Raw genomic sequence first — 22,490 nt, 5'->3', positions numbered from 1 at the left:
GCTAGAGCTTTGAAATAGCTTGAATCATACGTGACGTCAGGTTGTAGGCTTTGAAATTGAACAACATGAGCAAAGCTACACCACGAAGGCGTCGATGGCGCATTGGCGAACTTGCAGAGGCGACCGGAGTGACGGTACGCACGCTGCATCATTATGAACATACCGGGCTCTTGGCCGCATCGGAGCGCACAGACGGCGGTCACCGGATGTACGATCGTGAAAGCGTCCAACGAGTTCATCAGATTCGCGCGTTACGTGAGCTTGGCTTCTCCCTTCACGAGATACGTAAGGCAATGGAGGGCACTACCTCACTCATTGACCTGCTGCGCAAACATTTGGAGCGGATCGAACTTCAAGTCGCTCGAGCGACCCTGTTGCGAGATCGTTTACGCGACATGACGACAGGCAGTGAGATCCAGGTAAGTGTAGATGAGCTGCCTGCAACCTTGGATGCGATGTCTAAGGTCCAGACGCGTAGTCAGACGTCCCGATGTACGTGCAAATTGGCTATAGAGCGCGAGGAGCGGTGGAGGCGAATCCGCGACGAACTGCGTGATTGCATGGATCGGGGCGAACACCCTTGCGGTGAGCGAGCGAAAGCTGTGGCGGTTGCAGCGCGGCTGCTGATCAGCGAAATCGCCGGAGCCGATTCGCGCGTTTCAACGATCCTGAAGGTCCTTGCGCGGTTGAGTGCCCCTCGCAGTCTGGCCGGTTGGGATCCTACTCTTATGCAGTATCTCGACCTCGCCCTTGCGGGGCTGGAGGATCAGCCGTACTGACGGCCTGGGCGCAGGGATGCGCAGGATCTCGCTGATCATTCCGCCGAGACCACGGTTTATTAGTTTCTCACAAAGGGACTTGAACCGCACGTAACGTCAAATTGTAGGCTCTATCATGGTCGCGGCGTAGCCAAGCTGACGCGCACGACTTCGCTTGGCAGAAGCGACCACATCAGGCTTGGAAGCAAATCGAGCCGCCGGCGCTGGCGGTTCACTTCAGGTGAGCATTGGAGCCCTACAATGTTGGGTCGGCGTTACGTTTTAGCTGCCAGTGCAGCACTGCTCTTCTGCGCCGTCGGCTCGACTACGCGCGCCTCCGACGTCAATATTGCCGTAGCTGGTCCTATGAGCGGAAGCAGCGCGGCGTTTGGCGCACAAATGCGCAATGGAGCGGCGGCCGCCGTCGAGGCTTTGAACGCGTCGGGCATACTTCCCGATACCAAGCTGATATTGACCGTCGTCGATGACGCTTGCGACCCCAAGCAAGCCGTCGCAGTTGCGAATAAACTCACAACCGAGCGCGTCCGGCTAGTCGTTGGTCACTTTTGTTCTTCTTCGTCGATTCCGGCCTCTGACGTCTACGATGAAGCAGGCATCATTCAAATGTCACCTGGCTCGACAAGTCCTCAACTGACAGAACGTGGCCTTAAGACGGTGTTTCGGATTTGCGGCCGTGACGACCAACAGGGTCTCGTTGCAGCTGAGTACATTCACGCAAATCACCATAACGAGACGATCGCAGTGCTCGACGACAAGAGCACGGCGGGTAAGGGCATTGCCGACGTGGTTGCGGCACAGCTGCAGAAATCCGGCGAGCACGTCATTCGAAAAAGCTACATAGCCGGTGAAAAGGATTACGCAGCACTGGTCTCAAGAATGAAGAAGGACGGCGTGCGGGTCGCCTATATCGGCGGCTATCATACCGAAATTGGACTGATCGTACGCCAGGCGTCAGAAGCAGGTGCCGGCCTCATCGTCATGGCAAACGATCCACTGATGACCTCTGAATTCTGGGCCATTACCAGCAGTGCAGGAAATGGCACATTGTTCACCTTCATGGCCGACCCCGTCAAGAATGCCAAAGCGGCCGGCATCGTGGCCAGACTCAGCGCTGCCAATCTGTCTGCCGAAGGATACACGCTTTACGCCTATGCAGCAGTCCAAGCATGGGCAGAGGCGGTAAAGCGGGCCAGCTCTTTCGATGCTCGACGAGTGGCCAGCGCACTTCGTTCGTGGCCGATCGATACCGTGATAGGCCCAATACTGTTTGATTTTAAAGGAGACAACGCGGCTCCTGGATTTCTCGTTTACCGCTGGCGTGACGGGCATGTTGAAGCCGTCAAGCAGAACTGATCGGGGACGACGAGCAACCTCCCACAATTCAGCCAGTGATACAGAGAATGAAACGCCCTCACGACCTTGGTGCGGCCCTACTGGCGTGCACTCTTATACTCGCGGTTTTCGGAGCATTTTTGGCGTTCGCTGCAGCGCTGGCAGAGCTGCCTGACGTCGATCCACTGGGGGATGAGTTGCGTCCGATGATAAACAAGTAGTGCTTGTGCAAACCCTCAGTATCGCACGACCACCTTGGCAGGCATGTCTTGATCAGACCGATGGTCGCTCTTTTTGGTTCACCGGCTCCTCCTCAAGTAGGCCTCTATGCCGTCTGCAACGGCTCGGCGACATCACGAAGTGCCGGTGGTTTCTTCCCACAACGTAGCCATGGAACTCAATTTGCATCAGCAATTTGCGTCATCGAGCCGGCATACCGACAGATGCACATGCGCGCTGCACTCTATGAGCAGGCGCGCCCCGTGCGAGGTCCTGCGAACAGCACACGGCAAGACGGCCAATTGGCGTTCCGACCGAACAGCTCTCCTCGTGACTTGCGTTGCCATCAATGGGCCCCCATTCCCGCTGTCCGCCGCCTTACTGGAAGGCTCGTTACCGTCCTGGCACGGCAATGCCGACATGCGAGGAAAAGCTCCACCTTGGAGCGAACCGCCGTCAGGCCGGCCGCCGCGACATGCCAATGGGCTGGCTACACACGAGCCAGAACATTCTCGACATCAATGTGATCGGCCATGCCATCGGCGTGCGCATCTTTGGGCGCCGTTATGCCTTCGCGAACAACCTTCGGCCTGTCGGGCCTGAAAGGCAGGAAGTTGCAGCCGACTTCGCTGAACTTGACCCTTCTGGAGTACCCTCCGACCCAAGCGTCGTGCTGGCGCGCGGCAGCTGACCTCCTATTGGCAATTTGCTCTGGCCGGAGTGCAAGTCCTCCCCCAAGAAGGGCGGACAGATGAAGCGACCGAGATTCACGGAAGAGCACATTATCGCGATATTGAGGGAGCATGAGGCCGGCGCGAAAGCGGCCGATCTAGCTCGTAGGCACAGGATCTCTGAGGCGGCAATCTACAATTGGAAAGCCAAGTTTGGCGGCATGGACGTTCCTGCGGCCAAGCGATTGAGGGCCCTGGAAGAGGAGAACGTGAAGCTAAAGATGCTTCTGGTGGAGCACATGCTCGGTGTGACGGCCCTTCGCGAGCTCCTGTCAAAGTAGTGATCAGACCGCCATTTGCAGATTCTCATGACCCAATCGCATCGTGCAAGCTCGGTGCCTGCACCCAACGAGAGAAGTCAAAAGCGGTCAAATAGCGAACGAGCCGTCTTTGAGACAGACGACATCAGGCAACCGGGACTTCTGTTCCACAAACGGAGATGATCAAGTGAAAAACAGCCCTCCTCCAAGACTAACGTGCGGCATTTTCGACCATTTGGACGACGACGGTCGCGATGTCGCGCGACAATACGAAGATCGCCTCAAGTTGGCGGAAGTGTGTGATTCTCTGGGATTTTACGCTTATCACCTAGCCGAGCATCACTGCACACCACATGGCAGAGGGCCGTCGCCGAATCTGTTTTTATCGAGCGTCGCGCAGCGTACCCAGAGACTGCGCGTTGGTCCGCTGGTCCTGTTGCTCAACCTCTATCATCCTTTGCGCGCGTTCGAAGAGATCTGCATGCTTGACCAATTGAGCGGCGGCAGGCTCGAGCTCGGTATCGGACGTGGCTCCCTGCCGACCGAATGGGGCTATTTCGGCGTCAGCGCGGACGCGGCGCCAGAGCGTTATGAGGAAGCCAGCGAAATCCTAAATGCCGCGCTTAAGGGGCATACGCTATCCTATCACGGACGATTTTTTGAGCTGAGCGAGATACCTTTGACCATGAAGCCTCATCAGCATCCATGTCCGCCGACCTGGATCACGAGCAGCCGGACCGAGTCGGCGGAATGGGCCGCTGAAAATGGCGCCAATCTGGCGTGCCAAGGCCGCTCCTCAGCTGTCCGAAACATTACGAATGCGTTCCGCTCGCATCGGGCGGGCATGACGGACGCGGACGATCGGGAGCCGTTTCTTGGTCTGCTCCGCATGGTCGTGATTGCGCAGTCTGACCGAGACGCCCATGCAGCAGCGGAAACCGCTTATCAGCGATGGCTCGAGAGCTTTAGATTCGTATACGAGCTGAACGCCATTCCGACACCACCTACCCTGCCGCTGACCTTCGATGCAGCGCTCGAGAACGAATTGTGCGTCGTCGGAACACCAGCTTCCGCCCGACAGCTCCTTCTTAACCAGATGGAGGAAGCGGGCGCCAACTACCTACTTTGCCAGCTTGCATTCGGGAACCTCCCGCTGGAAACTTCTCTATACACCGCAACCACAATCAGATCCGAGATCATCGCCAGACAATGACTATCCGATTTTGGCACCTCAGAGAGGCAGCGCGTCGCGACCTCCATCTATGATTGGATGTCCCGAAGTCGCTTATCTAGGACCTCCTGCCTTATTCAGCAGGAGGTCCAAAGACCGATGAGGACTGACTCGCCCCGATGACCATCGTGCAGGCCTCTCGGCCGACGTCGTCGGCGGTGACGTGAACTGATTTGGAGAGCGGCGGCATGTCAAGCCAACGTTGTTCATATGCTGCTGGCCTCATGCGTCTTCCAGAGCGGATCCCCCGATCGCGCGCGCTATCCGCGAGCTGGATGCATCCCATCAAAACTTTCGATTTTACCGTTCTTAACCAAATACCCCATAGTCAATCGCCGATTTTCGGAAAGCAGCCCTTCACGAACCACGTGTGACAATGAACCCAGTTTGCTTTGAGCGTCGTCGCCGGGCATCTCCAGCCGCGCGTGCCTGCATCACCAATGAGACTACCCCATCCTGCAAATCGCGGCACGTGCTGCGCACCCATAGTCGGATGGCGCATCGCAACGTCCCACGCGCCATCTACCGCGTAGTCGCCGACCTAATTGTCGTCATGCTAAAGGCGTTCCAGGAGATTGGCTCTCACGCACTCTTATCGGCTGGGGTCCATGCGTGCGCCGGCTAGGCCTCTGACAAGCGAACTGGGCCCTCGGCCAAGGCGAACCGGACCCCCACATCATCGTGGTCGGCGATTCTCACTCGCTCACACCCTCAGCGCTACTCGGCGCTGGCCGCCTTCACCTGCTTTCTGCAAACTTGCACCGCGGTCATCTCATTCTATGCGCTGTTCGCGACTGACTGCGCGTGTGCACAGCCTTCTGCAGCGGCAATTCGTTCTCGTCACGCGCCTGCAGCCCCGCGAACGCGACAAACGACGCACCTCTTTACTTAGCCTAGGCCTGCTCTTAATTACTCTGGAGAAACACCGTGGAACTCGATCCTTCCAATTCGCGTATACAGGACCTGAAGCACCGCATCGACCTGCAACTGGGCATCGTTGCCGCCCTCATCGGTGAAGAAGGCAACGAACTCGAAGCGGTCCGGCTGCTTAACGCACTCACAAACGAAATGATAAATGCGGAGCTTGCGCTCGGTCAGCTCGGCGATGCGAGGACCAACGGCTACACTAGCGACGGGCAAACAGCGCGAATGTCGGCGGACCGCGGCATCTATCATCCAGAAGACCTTCAGGCCTTGGGCCGGCTTTTCGATCAAACAGTGGCAGCTTTACCTGAGGCTCTGCGTACGCCTGCCAACCGAATTAAGATCGCCAAACTGATTCTGTCGCGTGCAGCGGAGTGACGTTCGATTCGGTGTACTCCGGCCGTTGAGGACGCGATGAAACGCCATTCATAGCTGGGCTTACGCCGCGCTGCGGTTTTGCGCGCCCAGCACCGCAGCAAGGCTCAAGATTCAATGGGCTTATGTCTCGCGAGCGAGCCGCTTCCGTTGCCCTGTCATATTGCAACCTCCGGCATCACAGCGGGGTTTGAAAGGACGCCATCGCGCCGGGGAGGTCATCATCGACTCTCATCTCAGCTGGACTTTCTTGTATCAAGTACATCGTATCTATAATGACTTATATTCCGCAGCTAAGCGAATGAATGCGAAGCAACGTATGTGGCGACGCAGAGGCATGGTTGTCTCGTTCGGTACGTTTTCCTCAATGGTTCGGCGCTTGTGTTGCGGCAGCACCTCTTACATCCCGCAACGCACTACATTCCACGGCTCCTTGCAGGACAACACCAACCAGATCATCGCAATTACCCCGCATCTCGTCACCGCCTTCTCTACTGCACTCCCACTTGACGCAAAACGTCACACCACGCGGCCATGCGAACGGGTCAAACAACAGAAAGACGGGCGCGCCGTCGATCATGTTAGAACGCCGACAAACACTGTCCAGACTGCGTCACGCGCTTAGGCGGTGAATCGTACAAAACGGTCAATACTGGGGTTCAAACGCTTCGTATTTCGAGGTTACGAATGTGGTGAAAGGTCAGCTCGTCCGCTAGCACCGTCGCGCCGACCCAATCTGGCCCGCTCTTCTAGTTTCTTGGATTAGCCACCACCACCGACCGCAAGCAATTTGGGCAATTCGGCATGAAAGCGCGCGATAACGCACGCCCGCCTTCGAGTGATACAGAATCATTGAACTGAATTTGATACTACGACGTTCGGTCATCCGCGCTTCAATAAGCGTCTGTATAAATCTGATCGTAGCGTCGACAGTGGCTCGATGCGTGAGCGCGCCTACGGACCCGATCTCTTGCTTGCTTGATAGGCCACCGGCACTCGATGCTTCGACAACGCGACCTCTTCGTATTCAAGATATCGATTGGAGTTTGAGATGGATCAGATCTCATCCGAGCAGATGCAGGCGCCCGAAATTCTCGTGAGCGCCGCGTTTGACAAGGCGTGGCGCTTTGTCGAGAAGGATCCGCTGCTGGCACATAATCACAAGACAGTACTTCATAGCCGATTGCGAGCTTCCCTGGAATCTTCGATAAGGAACGGCGAACGGAATACCTTGCATCTGGCGAACGAGGCGATACGAAAATTACGCGCAGAATTGACAGCCTCGACCAAGGCAGCAAGATTACTCACACTTCCGCGGCAATAACGATCAGCTATGTCACTGCTCTCCGCAATCTTAAGTCGCAGATTAGCATTCTCGATACATGGTTGTCGCATTATTTTTCCACCACTATTTTGCCCGAACCGCTTCTGAACTAATGCAGCGGGTACAAAGCGCCAAGCGCTGGGCAAGTCAGCTAAGGGTCAGAGTAAGCGACGACGAGGCAGGATAAGCTCGTTACCCCTTAACGTGACACTGTGCATACGAAGATTCTACTCATGCCCTAAACTCGGGACGCGCTTGGACAACTTCAGCGTAATGCCTCGTTAGGCGCTGCCGCATCCGCAAGCGCGAAGCAAATTAGCTACTAGAAGCAGGCAAGCCGCATCGACCTTTTTGGCTCCTCCGCGGGCGCACAGAGACCGTTGAGAAGCGTGCAAGAGTTACTATCGGCGGTATTGACCTTCGCTCATGGTGCGTGCCTATCGGCTAAGAGCATCTTGGTCGGGCTGTGCATGGCGATGAATGCGCGCCCAACAATCTGACGCAGCGTTCGATTCGACCCGTTTCTTGCAAAACAATGTTGTGCTGCAGTTACAGCAATTCGCGGCGATGTTGTTAAGACGCACAGCGCCGGGGGGCATCGAAAGGAACAACACTCGAATGAAGAATTTGCTGATTCTGACTGCATGCATCGGCGCACTCGGTGCGGCCGCTCCCGCATTTGGCGCGGACTTCGCCGGGCAGCCCCTCAACGTCAAAGCGCCTCCGCTGCCGGTTGCCCCCCCAGTTACCGACTGGACCGGCTACTATATCGGTATCAATGGGGGCTGGGGATCGAGCCATAATTGCTGGGATTTCAATGGCGTCACTCCCGAGGGCTGCCATAATTCGGCTGGAGCCACCGTCGGTGGTCAGATTGGCTATCGTTGGCAGATCTTCAATACAGTCTATGGCATCGAAGGTCAGGGCAACTGGGCCGATTTCAACGGCTCCAATGTCAGCACCGCCTTCCCGGCAGACGTCATTGGCACCAAGACGGATGCGTTCGGCTTGCTAACCGGTCACATCGGTTACGCGTTCAATGCCGTTCTGTTGTACGCTAAGGGCGGTGCTGCGGTGACCAGCAACACCTATCACATCAATTCAGTGACTACCGGAGCCGGGATTTCCAGGAACGACGATGTGCGTTGGGGTGGTGCGCTGGGCGCAGGGGTCGAAGTCAGCCTCACGCCGAGTTGGTCGGCTGGCGTTGAGTATGACCATTTGTTCATGCAGGGCAGCAGCGTGCTCTTCCCAACATCCGGCGGCGATCGCGTCCACCAGGACGTCGATCTCATCTCGGCACGGCTCAATTACAAGTTCAGCCCGGCGTTTGGCAGATAGTGATATCCACGCCAGCGGCGTCGAATCGAGATCCCCGACCGTCGGTCGGGGTTCTTTCTTCAAGTTCCTTTGACCAACAAGCACCCCCTGCCGGCCTTTTCCAAACACCAGTCGTCCCAGCTGGCTCATAGGCTGGATAAAACGCATCGCCGTGCTCCAACACTCGTTGAGGAGCTCCGATCCGACGCGACGAGGGGTTGCAATCGCTTGCCTCAACGGAAGCGCGAGCAACAATTAACCGTTGGCGCCAGCTCCAATTCGAGTGAGCAATTCAAAAAACATTGAGGCGAATCGCAATAGCGACTGCCTGGATCCGGGTGGTCGCACCCAACTTTCGCATCGCGTTTTTGATATGAAAATTGACGGTATTCAAGCTGATTTCCAAGATCACCCCAATTTCCCATGACGATTTTCCCTCCGCCACCCACCGCATGCAAGTGATCTCCCGCTGCGACAGGGTCACTTTCTTCTCTCCGCCATTATTGCAAGGACGTGCGATCTCGCCATGGGCGGTATGAAAGAGCGAAGCCAATGCGTTGAGATGGCCGATGCGGTCCTGAGGATCAACATCGTCGGATGGAGATGCAAACGACACCACCGATACACGGCCCAGCGGCCCAAACAACGGCACGCTCATACCATGCTTCAAGCCGGCCTCCCTGGCCTCGTCCAGTACGCGTCTCTCGTCTGGCTGAAGTTCATAGTGGTTCGCGAGTTGATCCCACAAAAACGGCCGCAACAGCATCGGCGTCCGCCGAACCACCGGATCGATGGTGTGATACTTGTGTTTGAAGTATCGCTCGCACCAATCTGGTGGCCACTTCACGGCCACGGTTGGGGGTGGATATTCCGCCAGGCGAAGTGGCTCAACGAAGTTGAGGGCGCCATAAGCAACCTCACCGAACCCCTCTTCGGTGGCGCAGTTTACGAGGAGCTCGAACAGCGCTCTGAGCGAATGCGTCTGTTTTGCGCATTCAGTGAAGCTAAAACGATCCATGATCGGCGGCTGAGGACGCCGATCATGGTCGGTGTCGCTGCGTTCGATTGCGCTTGTTTCAGGCGGAGCCAAGTTGGATTCCACGGCCTGAACCTCCCGGGTTTGCTCTACGAGAAGTCTGGAGCGCCCGCATGCTGCCAGACGCCATTTCCGAATTCGGGGCTCTGCCGGCCACTGCGGCGGCGTGATCGTCTTCGTCAAACAACCGAGGCGCCGCTGCTATCCTGTGTCTTAAGCCGAACAACGCGACGCAACCGTAGCGCCGATGCCCATCCAATGTGATCTAACCGGCTCCCCTGTGACGCGCTGGTAATCTAGGAATCGCCGCTGGGCCGGCCACCTTGATTGGTCCGCGCTCTCGATCTCTGACGCACATGCGGAGCGCGCGGATTTGAGGAAATCCGACTGTCCTAACGGTTCAGCCGGCGATACGAACCAAACAGCACGACCGGTTGCGGCGTCAGCATAGGTCAGATTGGCTCGTGCGAAACCCAGGTCCGGTGCGAATGAAGCTTCGCTGCATGTCAAGGTCGAGCACGAGCAGACTATAGGCACTGAGCTTCCCGAACGAGGTGAGCTAGGGTACGCCGACCCGCTGGCGGGCGCCGGCTCCCCACTGCGTGGTGTCACCGTCGATGCTCTGCTTGCCGGCGAAGGTGATAGTGGCGTCATTTTTCCTCCCCCTCTTGCGAATTCGCATCGCCAGCCCTTGGCCGATCCTGGGCCCCTCCGCGGCGTCGAGGACGCGATCGATAAGCAACATGCAGCAGAAACCCCAAGAGGTAACGACCTAGCATTAATGCGTGGTCTCTGAGGGGCGTGCAGGTCCGGCGCGAATAAATCGAAGGGGCGAATAGAAGTGGCGCCAACGATGCAACGAGAGACACGCGATGTCGCGAGAGCTCCTTGACGCAGAGGACACGTTGCATGTGCATCTCCAGAAGGGAGAGGACTTGGGATCGGACCAGCAAGTGTCATACCAGTTTTTGTGTTTGCACAATCATTCGTGGAAGCAAGGGCTTGGCAAACGGGCGGTTCCAGTACATGGCGTATTGAAGCAATCGTGACATCGGAAGGAAACGCGACAGCACCATTTGCGCGAGCCGCGGCACCAATTGATCCAGATCAAAAAAAGAATGCCGTTTTCGCGACGGCAGCCCCTCCAACGCGTCGATATCCCAAGCGCAGCGAACTTCTGGCCTGAAAGCACGGAGGCTGGCCGATCAGAGATCGACGACAAACACGGGTCCGATCACCGGCAACCGACCTTGCATGTGTAACGGCTCGGAATGCCCGTGGACGTCAGGCGAGGTCGGGAGTACTGCCTACCCGACATGCGTTGTCCATCCACCTGCAAGAGTCTTGGGCAGTCCAGTCAACTACCCAACTTGACAATTGATGGAGACGATCGACACATGGCAATCGTCATGCAATTTGGGTTGAGGATCGGTCCGGCAGCGCATTCTGACTAAACTCGGAATTCAAAGCAACAACCCCGCGGGAAAGACAATTGCACCTCGCCTCGGGAGGGCATCCTTGATGCGGTTCGCAACCAAGGCGAAGCGCGTCGCCAAAACCGGTGAAGTATGTTTTCTCTGGTCCTGGCGATCATCTCACTGCTCTATACGACCGTTGGCCAGGCGGGTGGTACTGCATTTCTGGCGCTAATGGCTTTTGCTGCTCTGCCATCGACAGAGATGCGCCCGACGGCGCTTGGTCTCAACATTGTTGTCGCGACTTACGCTACATGGGTCTTCAACCGCAACAAAGTCGTCGACTGGATAATGCTGCGTCCGCTTCTGCTCTCATCGATGCCGGCGGCGTTTGCCGGTGGCCTTATGGTGCTCGGAGAAGACATTTATAAGACGCTGACCGGGGTCGTCATTCTACTGGCAGGAGCCGTGATGATCGTGCGGCGTGGAGGCGCCGCCGATCGCATTTGCGAAAATCCGATCTGGGGAACGGTGGGCATTGGAGCGGCGATTGGCCTGGTTTCCGGCCTGACCGGCGTCGGCGGCGGGGTGTTCCTCGCCCCGACGCTCATCGCCCTGAATTGGGCGTCGCCGAAGCAGAGCGCCGCGCTGTCGCCCCCATTTATTCTGGCTAATTCCACAATCGGCTTCGTTGGAGCTCTTCTCGCTGGTCAATTTCCGTCTTCGTATTTCTGGCTTTACGCAGTCGCCGCGCTGGGGGGTGCCGTCGCAGGCACGATGATCGGCCTGAAATGGATGAGCCAGACAACTGCCAGGTTCATTCTCGTGGCGGTTCTATTCGTTGCCGGTATCCAATTGGTTTGCGCATGATCGCGCAGCTGAAGCGCGACCAATGAAGACCTGAACTGGATAATCTTACGAAGATTGATAACTGTAAAAGCAAGCGCAAAAGCAAGCGACATAAAGCGCTAGGCGGACAGAAACGCATCGTCAGATAGCGATCGCGTGAGAAGTTGGTCGGACTCGGATCCGGGATTAGCAAAACCTGACACTTGGTTGTGAATTGGTGAGCTGCCTGTATTGGCGATGGGACGTCGCCGAGCCAAGGCGCCCCGACGCACTTTGCCGGGGTTGGAAGTGCGCCGGGTCCGCCCCAACATCATCAGTACATCCGTGACGATGCTTGCGGCAATGAGACAAGCAGCGTGGCGGAAATGAGGCCTGTCCATTTTTTTGGGCGTGGCGTCTAAAATGCTTTCTGCGTGGCTCCAAGAGCCTTGAATCTCACGTAGCGTCAGGTTGTATGATCTCGCGCTTGTCGCGCCTCATCTAATGAGCAACTTCTTATCCATGGTATCTCCAACGGACACGTCCTGCTCATGGCATCTATCCGAGAGCTGCCGCCTATAGCGAAGGAAGGTGAGCGATGAGAAGCCGCTCCACCCGGACCTGCGCGGGATGTCGCTTGCCTCGCGGTGATGGGTCGAGATGGTGGATCACATCCACGCTCGCAGCGCAGCCTTCGGCCCTGGATACCTCTCGCCACGTCAGTCCCTAGGCCGTGATATCGAGAACGGAATTCCGATTTCGACTTAGTTCGGACCAGTTGACATAACTCAAAGACACAGGAGGGCGCATCGGCCAGCTTCGCGGCTGTATAAGCATGGGAAGCCAAGCCTTGCAGACCGCACTCCTGAACAAATATTGCGATGCTCGCCTGCCTTGGTACACCATCTACCCAACTGTACCGGATTTCTCCACGACAATCGGCGCCAGGACCTGTCAGACTTGGTTGAACCGGCTGCCGCCCGACGAACCCGTATCGCTCTATATCCACGTTCCGTTCTGCCGGTCGATCTGCTGGTACTGCGGGTTTCCTACAAGCCTCACGCGCAGCGAACGGCCGATTCGCAATTACTTGACGTCGCTGCGGGAAGAGATTCGTTTGGTTGCGGAGCGACTGCCGCGCGCCTTGCCCGTCAACGACGTGCATTTCGGCGGCGGAACGCCAACCAGCATTGCGGCGGTCGATTTCCTAGCTCTGATGGAGCTATTACGCCGCTATTTTGCCTTCAGCACGTCCGCTAGCGTCGCCATCGAGATCGACCCGCGCGCGCTCACGACCGAGATGGCGCAAAGCTTAGGGGCAGCCGGGGTCAGCCGCGCGAGCATTGGTGTGCAAAGCTTCGACACCAAGGTTCAAAGGGCGGTCAACCGCATTCAGAGCGAAACGCAGACGGCTTCTGCTGTCGAAAGTCTTCGCCAGCAGGGAATAAGCCGCATCAACTTTGACCTGCTTTTTGGACTGCCGCACCAGACGGTGCAGTCCTGTGTGAACTCGGCAAGGACGGCCGCGGCCATGCGACCCGACCGGCTTGCGGTCTTCGGTTATGCCCATGTGCCCTCCTATATGAAACGTCAGCGCCAGATCGATGAGACGGCACTGCCGGACAATGTTGCCCGCGTCGAGCAAGCTGCGGCCATGGCGAACACGCTGGTGTCTGCCGGCTACCGCCAAATCGGGCTCGACCATTTCGCCTTGCCGGACGACGAACTCACGCTGGCACAAGAAGCTGGACGGCTACGCCGCAACTCGCTGGGTTATTCGGCAGATACCTGCAAGACCGTGATCGGCCTTGGTCCGTCAGCCATCGGCCGTCTCGGTGACGGGTACGTCCAGAACGCGGCCGAAACCGCTACTTATAGCCGGCATATCAGAGCTGGCCGTCTGGCAACATCGAAGGGCTGCTGTCTCACTGAGGAAGATCGGCTGCGGGCTGCGATTATCGAGCGCCTGATGTGCGATCTGGAGGCCGACGTGCCGGCACTCTGTGCTGCCCATGGAGTTGATCCGATTGGGTTTCTCGATTCAGCCGACCGCTTGGAAATGCTCTCCGAGGACGGCATAGTGGAGATCCAGAACGGCTTCATCCGCGTCAAGCACGAGCACCGTTTTGTCGTGCGCGCTGTCGCTGCGGCATTCGACGCTCATCTCGACCGCACACCCTACTAAGCCACGGATCCGAGCACGGTTTCGATGCATCAACGCTGCTTGCGGACGAATGATCGAAACAAGTCCGCCGTGAAGAACGCCGACGAGCGCTGATTTAAGCGATGTTTTGAGCCGGGACAGTTTCGGCGAAGGCCCGGATGATGGCCCGCAAGAGTTCTGCGAGCCATCGCAGGAGCAGGCCGAAGTTGTAGCCGGCCGCTGCGAGGACGGCGTTGATACGGTCGCCGACGCGGCCTTTGAGATAGTTGCGGTCCATGCGGTGCTCGGCCTTGACGTGACCGATGACGGGCTCGACAGCCGCACGACGCTTCATCTCGCGCCGGATGGAAGCCGTGACGCGGCGAACCTGACCTGAGATCCAGACCCTGAGCCGGTGCGGGTGGTTGTGGCCGCGGTACCCTTTGTCGACATGGATGCGGCGAGCCTCCACGCCGGTGAACTTCTCCATGTCGGCGACCACGGGGCCGAGCGTGTGGCCGTCGAAGGGATTGCCGTGCAGCGCCTTGGCATGGAGCACGAACTGTCCACCCTTCGGGGACGTCACGGGGGTGGCGATACTGACCTTGCAGCCGAACTCGTAAGGCGCGCGGGCTTTGCCCTTGCCGATGCACTCGACCTCCGGCGCATGCAACGCATAGACCTTGGGGCCGCGCTGATGCTGATCCTGGCTGCGCACCCGCTGCGCCAGATCGAGCAGCGGGCCGAAGCGCGCTTCCAGCGCCGCATCGCCATCAATCTTGCGGCGGATATCGCGGATGATCCGGCCAAGCCGCGTCCGCAGGAACCTGAGTTGGCGCCGGGCGCGCTTGAACTGATGCGCGTGGTATAGCGGCCGACCATGATGGCGGCGCGCTTCGCCAGGCGCAGATAGCTCTGGCGCAGCGGCACACGGTTGCGCTTGGCAAGCCCGACGAGCTTGGTGATGGCCCGATGCATCAGCCGCGCGTCGGTCGGATGCGCAACGGCCTTGGGCTGCACCGTGGTACCGACCACCACCCGCTCCAGATCCTGGGGACCGATGGCGCCAGTCTTGTGTGCCACCGACAGACTTTCCTGGATCAGCGCGACGAGCTGCTCCTCGCCGAGCCGCTGGCGCCAGCGCGTCATCGACGATCGATCGAACGGCAGCCGGTGGCAGAAGCTCAACTCGCCGCAGAAGTATTGATAATAGGGGTTCTCGATCCAGCGGCCGCACAGCACCTCATCCGAGAGATTGTGCATGTGCTTCAGGATGAACAGGCCGGCGACAAGCCGCGTCGGCAGGCCAGGCTGCCCTGGGCCGGTTTGGCACACCGAACCAAAGCGGTCATCCAGAAACTTCCAGTCGATCAGCGCCGGGCCAACCGCACCAGCGGGTGGCCCATGTCGATGATTTGATCGAGCGCCGGAAGCAACAGGTCTTTTTGGCGATCATCTCGCGGTTTGCTCATCGCCGTCCCCAATGCCGATGACCAGCCGTCAGGGAATCACGAATCGCTCGAAAGCAAAATCCAAAAATGCAAGAAACCGCGGCCCAACACCCCGCTTTCCTGCAAATCGAATACTTTATCGAGACAACTTCTGCCTATCTCTCAGGCCGATCTGCATTCTTCACGGACGACAAACAAGCGGCCGGAATGCTGTCGGCTGCCTTGATGCGGATCACCTCGGCGAGCGTGACCTTGGTGACGACGTTGCGTTCGTAGGCTTCGGCTATCTATCGCAACAAGCCACTTTGCGAAACGTACGGCTGACCTCAGTGAGTGCGGCTAAAGGCCTCGGCCACGCCTGTAACAGCCTTAACATATCAAGGCCTGCCCCTCTTCTGTCCTGTGATCACTGGCGCACCTCCGACGGAAACGGGGCCTTGTGGGTTGGACCGCTCTACGCGCTTCTCGGCGCGCTTCTTGGTCGGGCTCGAAGCAGCTTGTGGGGGCGACGAAGAAATGGCGGAGGGAGCAGAAGTGACAGCTGCTGGATTCTGCAAGGAATCAATCCGCGAAGCCAGCACCGTGATCTGATCTAAGATCCCCTTGAGGTCCTTCCGCTGCGCATCGATGTACCGGTTAAGCTCTGCGATATCCTCGCTCACCTTCTCCTGCGCCCAACGTATCTCGGTTAGGGATATTCTGTCCTGCGCCGACAGGCCCACCGCCGCATCTGCGTGCCCGGCTGCCGACGTCTCGACAAACCCCGCGAGGCTGCCGCCAAAATGGGCTGCTGCCGCACACAAGCCGACGAGGACGAGAAACACCAAACCGCAGCGAATTCGCCCTGACGAGCCGTATAAGAGCGGCCGCAAGTCTGAGGCGGCCGCCTGGTCAACCATCTCCATCGTTCCTTGCCCGACTTCCCCGTTTCGATAGACTTCTTGGTTGACGCGAGAGCTCGCGATGCTCACGCATCCCAGCGAGCCGCGGCCGCCCCAAAAACATTCTTCAACTCGCCGACCATTTGCTCCCTTGGCTCCAATGAAGCGGCCCGTCTTGACCAAGGCAAAGCGAACACCCTACGGGGAACTCCTGCATTATAGGGCTGGCGGTAGCACTAGTTCTCATCTTCCTCGGCCATGGTGCAGCATTTTCGCATCATTCAGGATAACGTTGCAGATTCTGCACCCTGCCGACGCCTGATGCGAGCCGGCCGCTATTTCCTTCAAAGTCGGACTCTCGGTTTCCGTGCTGCCGAGGCTGGCAACTTCGCGGCCAGGCGCTACGAAAAAGGCGCCACAGCTGGCGCTCGAGCCACCATGCCATTGGAGCGGCAAGTGTTGAGCATGGCCAACTACCAATCCTGGCAGGTTGATCGAGACGACGGACGCATGGCAAGCGTGGCCCACGAACGTTACGGGATCATAGCTAGTACCCACTTTTCTTGGAACGTGAGTCGTGATTCAAGGTCGGGATGATACCCGAAGCAAGAGAAGTCCGCCTTTCGAGGCAAGATCGCAAGGTGCTAGAGGCGTGTTGTCGCTCACCGATGACATTGCAGCGCGATTTGAAGCGGGCGCGGATAGTCTTGTTGGCGGCGGACGGGCGCAGCACCCGGTCGATCGCCAAGGAAGTTGGGGTCCAGCCGCGGATTGTCAGCCTTTGGCGGCATCGCTATGCCGACCATGGCCTTGAAGGGCTGCAAGACAAGCCGCGACCGGGCAAGCAGCCGATCTATACGAAGACGACCGACAAGCGGATTCTGAAGCTGTTGGATAAGCCGCCGCCGCACGGGTTTGCGCGCTGGACCGGTCCTCTGCTGGCCGGAGCGCTGGGCGATGTTGACGTCCAATATGTCTGGCGGTTCCTGCGCAGCCACAAGATTGACCTCGCGGCTCGCAAGTCCTGGTGCGAGAGCAACGACCCGAACTTTACGGCCAAGGCCGCCGATGTTGTCGGCCTCTACGTCGCCCCGCCGGCGAAGGCCATTGTGCTATGCGTGGACGAGAAGCCTTCGATCCAGGCTTTGGAGCGAGCGCAGGGTTATCTGAAGTTGCCCAATGGCCGCGCCTTGACCGGCCAGAGCCACGATTACAAGCGGCATGGCACCACAACATTGTTTGCGGCGCTCGAAGTCGCCACCGGAAAGATCATCGCAACGCATTCAAAACGCCGTCGCCGCGTCGAGTTTCTCGATTTCATGAACAGCCTCACCGCGGCCTTTCCGAGCCGCCAGCTTCACGTCATCCTCGACAACCTTAACACCCACAAGAAGAACGAGGACTGGCTCAAGGCCCACCCCAACGTGCAATTTCATTTCACGCCGACAAGTGCGTCCTGGCTCAATCAGGTCGAGGTATGGTTTTCGATCTTGCAGGGGCAGTCGCTCAGCGGCACCTCCTTCACAAGCCTCAAGCAGCTTCAGGACCACATCGATGCCTACGTCAACGCGTACAACGACAAAGCCGAGCCCTTCGTCTGGACCAAGAAAAAGGTCCGTCAACGCCGTTTCAAAGGCCGCCGTATCACTCAGCTCTGATTCCGGGTACTAGGCACTCGAAATGCACCGCAGATTTGTCCGTGCCAATGCAGCGGACGGAATTAGCAACTTCTCGCCCACAGCCCTTAAAGCAGCTCGAAACCTGCTTCCCCCGCTGTTCTGGGCCACCATCGTGGACGTTGTGACGCGATCGCTGCGCGAACAAATTCCAAGGCTCTGTGGAAATCGCGGTCGTCGACGATCGCTTCGTCCTTGGCGGACCACGATACCAGGACAGCTTCACGAAGCCACGGCTCCGCTTTGGCAGGCATTGCATCCCCGTGGCTGCCACTTCGTCGAGAAAGGCACTTCGAGCAAGATGCTCGGCACGGCCGCAATCCTCTACCTCATAGTGGAGCAAGGTCGAGGTTCGAAATGTCTTGGCGGCTTGGACAGCTGCGGCTCCGCGCGCTCGCGGCCAACGGTTCTCGCTCAGCCAGCAAGCGTTGCTCACTCTCGGCAAATCCGGCCTGACGCACACGCAAGGTGCAGACCAGATCATGCTCGCGCTTACGGGTGACCAAGTCGCCAGGTCTAGTGAATCTCGCTGGGATAGACGTCCTGCCCATGAGGCGTCGTCCTCTTGTCCCCAGACGCCACGGCTCGGGAGGTCCGTTCTGGACTAGAGAGGCCGACTTTCAATCCATTCATGGCTCGCAAAACAAGGATGCGAAGTAGACTGTGCGTGATTGCTTTGTTGCGGCGACGACGCCTCGGACATCTTCGGCTATCGCAGCATTTGCCTGCAGTTTGCGATCAAGCGAGCCGCAACGGCGACTTGCCGTTGCGCTTTCGCTCGCGGCTTGTTTGGTCGGCGCCCCCGTTTCGGCACAAACTGCCGACGAGCCTGTCCCCAGGAGCAACGCTGCGGACCAAGCCACCAAGAGAAGAACGTTAACGCCCCCGGATATGGCTACAAAGCTCCGGATCGGCGTGGTCAATCAGCCGATTCGACTTCATGCCTCGGCGTCGGCGTCAGCCCCCAACCTACCTCTCATAAAGCCCGGCAGCGCCGGTCGGGTTGCTCAGACGCAAACGCGAAAGACGATCGCCCCCTTCGCACGCTTTGATGCTTTCCGAGAAAAAGGGATTTGGCTCAACATACCCGGCCCTGCTGATACAATTGATCAGGACAAGCATGGCGTTAGATCCGTACTGGCAGACGTCGGCATTGGCTATATCGGCTGGACGCACAACACCTTTGCAAACAACCAGCTGCCGAATGCGACCAGAAGCAGCATCGCCAACCAACTCTATATGGGGCAGAATCCGACGTTTGCTACGACGAACTTCGTGATCGTCACTTATGATCTCAGCCGGTTTGGTATTCCCGATGGACAGATTGTCGTTGGAGCCGAGCAGCAATACTGGACATGGAAACGACCGGGACCGGATCGAGTAGGATTGAATACATTCGCCTACTATCAAACGTTCTTCGACAGAAAATTCGAACTCAAGCTTGGCTATCTCAGAAATGCGAATGAGTTCACCGGCACATTATTCGGAGGAATTTCAGGATCAAACATGTTTGCCCTTTTCCAAGCAGGGATGAGCACCAACGCCGCGCCAACGCCCGCCGCCAACCTGAAGTACAATTTTGATGATCACTTGTACAACAAAGTTTCCGTGCAGCGGTCAATCAGTCCAGATGGTCCCTATGCGCAGATAACCGAAAATCCTTCGGGTTTAAACTGGAGCACAGCCAATGCCGGCATTCTGTTCATTGATGAACTTGGCTACAAGAGCAAGGCCGCTCCTGGCGTTCCCGACACGTGGCTGCGGGCCGGCATTGCTTTGAACAGCAGCCGCTACAGGAATTTGGCAGATCCGGATCAACAAAGGGAGAGCGGGAATAACTTTCATTACATAGCTGCTGACAGGCAGCTCTGGCAGAGTGACGTTGAGGGGACGCCATCTCGCGGCATCTATGGCGGATTCTCCATCATGGGAGCTTCACCTGACCTAAACAGGATCGGCCAGTATTACGAGCTTCGTCTTTATGCAAAGGGACTGTTTGACAGCCGGCCCAGTGATTTGATTGCTCTGGTTGCCAACAACACGACCTGGAGCAGGTTTGCAGTGGATGCTGCCTTGGCCAAAGGGCAGCTTGCGCATCACGATACCACAGCCATCACGGGGACCTATACCGCGCATCTCGCTCCGGGGATATATGCAAGCCTCGGACTGTCCTACATTCACAACCCGATAAGCGTCATCCACACGCCTCAAACAGAGCACGCCCTCAATCTGTTGGTGTCTACGCTGATATTTTTCTAGATCAGTGAGGATGCCACCAATTCTGCTACCAAACTCTCGGTTCGAAACAATTGCGCGCAAAGTTCTGCCAGCGCGCCGGCGAGACGCTGTGAGAGGAGACGAACCAGGGGGCCTGCTATCTCATGATCTAAGAGCCTCCTGGCCGGATTTCGGCTACAGCTACTTATCCGCAGGCTGCCCCGCTCGACATAGGGCGCGGGGGTGAAGTTCCAAGAATGAGCTGAGACAGATAGGGAATGTCATGCACGGTTCGGCGCACCATTAGCGCGACGAGGACAATCGCAGCCCCTAGAATTCCCGCCACAGCCAACTTGGATGTGAGATCCAACGGCTCTGCGTACGGTATCGAATCCATGAGACGAAATGCCATGCCCTGAATCAGGTACAGCACCAGCGTGCTCTGTCCTATTTCCACGGCGATAAAGCGGACCACTCGATTGGAGCGGCCAACTCTCCAGCATTGCCGGAAGAGCTCACTCATGATCGCTGAGGCCGCTGCTGAGCCAAAAAGCATCAGAAGCACGTCTTTTGCCGACTGCATATCTTTGACCAGGGCGAGATTGTTGTAGACGTAGGAGTCTTTGCGCCAGGCCAGAAAGCACACCAGTGCGGCTATTGAGGCAGACATGATCAAGAGCGGCTTGTAAGCGCCCGTTATGCTCGTCCACCAGTCTCTTGACTGCGCAAATGAGAATCCCAAGCAGAAGAACGGGTAAGTGTACTTTATGAGAGGAAATATGGAGAATGTCAGAGGTGCAAGTGCGACCTGGATGACCGATAAGAATAGGATCCAGGGCGACCAACGATTGAAGATCGAAAGAATTTTGACGAAAAGAAAACAAACGAGCGCGGCCCAGATGAACCAGTATGTGCCGGCGACATCGTTTAGAAGCTGTAAAATGTTGCCTGATGCGTCAGGGGCGCGGGGAAGCACGGCTAACTTTGCTGTCTCCAGGAGAGCGCACCAAAACAGCATGGACACCAAGAGCTGCATCGCCCGATCACCGACGGCTTGCATCAACGACTTTCGCAACAGCGCTCGGCAAGAAAGATATCCGCTTATCGCCATGAAGAGAGGCATGTCGAACATGTAGATCCATTTGAAGAATGGCGAATCCCAGAATCCTTCATCTCGGTAGAGGAGATATTGGATCAAGTGACCGACGATCACCAAAATGATGAGCACTGCTTTGTCGAAATCCAAAGCTAGATCGCGATCGTTTTCCTCTGGCGTACCAGGCAAAGTCGACCCAGTTACATTTCGCATCATCTCGACATCCCTTAATCCAACGAGCTGGAGATCCGTCTGACGTTGGGTAGCTGCCGCGACCAAGTACTGGCCGGAAGCTGCATCATCAGGTCGTCGGTGCCGCGCGGCAATCAGGATGGAAGTGCTTCCCAGCCAGATTGTCGCGCTATACGTCGGTCCATCATGCGCATCAATTTGGAGTTCCGAGCCGACATCAAAGACATCCCTGCCGGATGTCACAGGGCCACTCTCCGGAACGCTGCTTTGAAGCTAGCCGTTCAGGTCAGCTGGAATATCGGGTGCTGGTGAACCAGGCGTGCGAAGGTCGGCCGTGGCCTGGCGGCGCCCGAGAAGACACCACATCATGACGACTGTTCTTAAAGCCAAGTTTCATGAGATGCCGCGTTATACCGGAGCACGGGATGCCTGGTCCAAGAAAGAGATAGGCTGAGCAGCCGAACATCGGGATCCGGCGGCCAACCACTTAGTATGAAAAGCAACTGCTGCAGCTTTTGCTCCATGGAAATCGATCCGACCGATGATCGTGGAGGCAATTGCCATCGCAACTCTACGCTCCGATAGCTGGCTGCGCGCCAATGTTCAATTATATGGATGTGGGCGATCGTTATAAAGAAAGCGGGAACGAGCTATACGACGGTTTACCGATTTAAAGTGGTGCTACCTCACTTCGATCGGCTGCCAGACCGAGCAGTCACCTTGCTGGGTGTCCCGTCCGGAAAGAGTGTTTGCAACGCACTACGAGAATTTTGAACAGCGGCAATACCCAACTCGAGCATGAAGGCCTAAATATATGTAGGTTGCGCAGCAGGGCCTCCTTCCGAAAGTATTCGACCTTGCCATCACGATTAGCCAGCGTCAGCAAACCGACGTTTGTTGGCGAGCGTTCCTACATCCACCAGACGCTCGCGTCGTCCGCACTCCGGGCTGTGGGCGGTCGAAGTGGTTCGAACAGTTGCGCTTACTGAGCAACGGCTTCTAAGGCAAGATGATCGGCGGAAGATTTGTGAAAGCCTGAGGGATAGAGAAGGCCGCGTTC

At 57.5% G+C, this 22,490-nt stretch carries 16 protein-coding genes and 2 pseudogenes; 13 read left to right on the top strand and 5 right to left on the bottom strand.

Annotated elements, in window-relative coordinates; all coding sequences use genetic code 11:
- Positions 1-65 precede the first annotated feature (65 nt).
- The 8 genes and pseudogenes from ACVWYP_RS15105 (at position 66) to ACVWYP_RS15070 (ending at position 8,516) form a co-directional block, all read left to right on the top strand.
- Positions 66-779: a MerR family transcriptional regulator gene (locus ACVWYP_RS15105; RefSeq protein ID WP_026192373.1), complete on the top strand. Its 714-nt coding sequence runs from the start codon at positions 66-68 to the stop codon at positions 777-779.
- 240 nt (positions 780-1,019) lie between these two features.
- A complete protein-coding gene (locus ACVWYP_RS15100) occupies positions 1,020-2,132 on the top strand; it encodes a branched-chain amino acid ABC transporter substrate-binding protein (RefSeq protein WP_018270189.1) in 1,113 nt (370 codons plus the stop codon).
- A 679-nt stretch (positions 2,133-2,811) separates the two neighbouring features.
- Positions 2,812-3,021: a hypothetical protein gene (locus ACVWYP_RS15095; protein WP_225164195.1), complete on the top strand. Its 210-nt coding sequence runs from the start codon at positions 2,812-2,814 to the stop codon at positions 3,019-3,021.
- 60 nt (positions 3,022-3,081) lie between these two features.
- Positions 3,082-3,339: pseudogene (locus ACVWYP_RS15090) on the top strand (transposase); the annotation flags it as partial.
- 169 nt (positions 3,340-3,508) lie between these two features.
- Entirely contained in the window at positions 3,509-4,534 is a 1,026-nt protein-coding gene (locus ACVWYP_RS15085) for an LLM class flavin-dependent oxidoreductase (RefSeq protein WP_026192371.1), read from the top strand.
- 945 nt (positions 4,535-5,479) lie between these two features.
- Entirely contained in the window at positions 5,480-5,854 is a 375-nt protein-coding gene (locus ACVWYP_RS15080; RefSeq protein ID WP_016840019.1) for a hypothetical protein, read from the top strand.
- Between the two features lie 1,048 nt (positions 5,855-6,902).
- Positions 6,903-7,175, top strand: a complete 273-nt coding sequence (locus tag ACVWYP_RS15075) for a hypothetical protein (protein WP_075968984.1) — start codon at positions 6,903-6,905, stop codon at positions 7,173-7,175.
- A 618-nt stretch (positions 7,176-7,793) separates the two neighbouring features.
- Positions 7,794-8,516 (top strand): outer membrane protein, encoded by a 723-nt coding sequence (locus ACVWYP_RS15070; RefSeq protein WP_016840021.1) that lies wholly within the window; start codon positions 7,794-7,796, stop codon positions 8,514-8,516.
- A 271-nt stretch (positions 8,517-8,787) separates the two neighbouring features.
- On the opposite strand, the gene ACVWYP_RS15065 is transcribed toward ACVWYP_RS15070, so the two are convergent.
- Both ACVWYP_RS15065 and ACVWYP_RS15060 read right to left on the bottom strand, forming a co-directional pair.
- Positions 8,788-9,513, bottom strand: coding sequence for a LuxR family transcriptional regulator (locus ACVWYP_RS15065; protein WP_016840022.1), 726 nt, complete (start codon positions 9,511-9,513; stop codon positions 8,788-8,790).
- A gap of 577 nt (positions 9,514-10,090) precedes the next feature.
- Entirely contained in the window at positions 10,091-10,276 is a 186-nt protein-coding gene (locus tag ACVWYP_RS15060) for a hypothetical protein (protein ID WP_016840023.1), read from the bottom strand.
- 823 nt (positions 10,277-11,099) lie between these two features.
- On the opposite strand from ACVWYP_RS15060, the gene ACVWYP_RS15055 reads away from it, so the two are divergent.
- Both ACVWYP_RS15055 and hemN read left to right on the top strand, forming a co-directional pair.
- On the top strand, positions 11,100-11,816 hold the full coding sequence (locus ACVWYP_RS15055; protein ID WP_016840024.1) for a sulfite exporter TauE/SafE family protein: 717 nt from the start codon (positions 11,100-11,102) through the stop codon (positions 11,814-11,816).
- Between the two features lie 808 nt (positions 11,817-12,624).
- On the top strand, positions 12,625-13,959 hold the full coding sequence (gene hemN / locus ACVWYP_RS15050) for an oxygen-independent coproporphyrinogen III oxidase (RefSeq protein WP_253592505.1): 1,335 nt from the start codon (positions 12,625-12,627) through the stop codon (positions 13,957-13,959).
- 94 nt (positions 13,960-14,053) lie between these two features.
- On the opposite strand, the pseudogene ACVWYP_RS15045 reads toward hemN, so the two are convergent.
- A pseudogene (locus tag ACVWYP_RS15045) lies at positions 14,054-15,389 on the bottom strand (IS5 family transposase).
- Positions 15,390-15,455: 66 nt separating this feature from the next.
- Between ACVWYP_RS15045 and ACVWYP_RS15040 the strand changes: the two are divergent.
- The gene (locus tag ACVWYP_RS15040; RefSeq protein ID WP_028343889.1) at positions 15,456-15,644 is read left to right on the top strand and encodes a hypothetical protein; all 189 of its coding nucleotides are present in this window, start codon (positions 15,456-15,458) and stop codon (positions 15,642-15,644) included.
- A gap of 101 nt (positions 15,645-15,745) precedes the next feature.
- On the opposite strand, the gene ACVWYP_RS15035 is transcribed toward ACVWYP_RS15040, so the two are convergent.
- Positions 15,746-16,267 (bottom strand): hypothetical protein, encoded by a 522-nt coding sequence (locus tag ACVWYP_RS15035; protein WP_233475513.1) that lies wholly within the window; start codon positions 16,265-16,267, stop codon positions 15,746-15,748.
- A 575-nt stretch (positions 16,268-16,842) separates the two neighbouring features.
- Between ACVWYP_RS15035 and ACVWYP_RS15030 the strand changes: the two genes are divergently transcribed.
- Together ACVWYP_RS15030 and ACVWYP_RS15025 are read left to right on the top strand one after the other, a co-directional pair.
- Positions 16,843-17,907, top strand: coding sequence for an IS630 family transposase (locus ACVWYP_RS15030; protein WP_038380919.1), 1,065 nt, complete (start codon positions 16,843-16,845; stop codon positions 17,905-17,907).
- A gap of 909 nt (positions 17,908-18,816) precedes the next feature.
- Complete coding sequence (locus ACVWYP_RS15025) at positions 18,817-20,184, top strand: carbohydrate porin (RefSeq protein ID WP_018270180.1); 1,368 nt, start codon at positions 18,817-18,819, stop codon at positions 20,182-20,184.
- Positions 20,185-20,347: 163 nt separating this feature from the next.
- Here the strand turns inward: ACVWYP_RS15025 and nolL are convergent, their stop codons facing one another.
- On the bottom strand, positions 20,348-21,454 hold the full coding sequence (gene nolL, locus ACVWYP_RS15020; RefSeq protein WP_050994061.1) for a nodulation factor fucose acetyltransferase NolL: 1,107 nt from the start codon (positions 21,452-21,454) through the stop codon (positions 20,348-20,350).
- Positions 21,455-22,490 lie beyond the last annotated feature (1,036 nt).

The sequence above is a fragment of the Bradyrhizobium sp. USDA 3262 genome, from assembly GCF_054060035.1.
The sequence above is the reverse complement of the archived record's forward strand: the minus strand, read 5'-3'. Positions and strand labels throughout refer to the sequence as shown.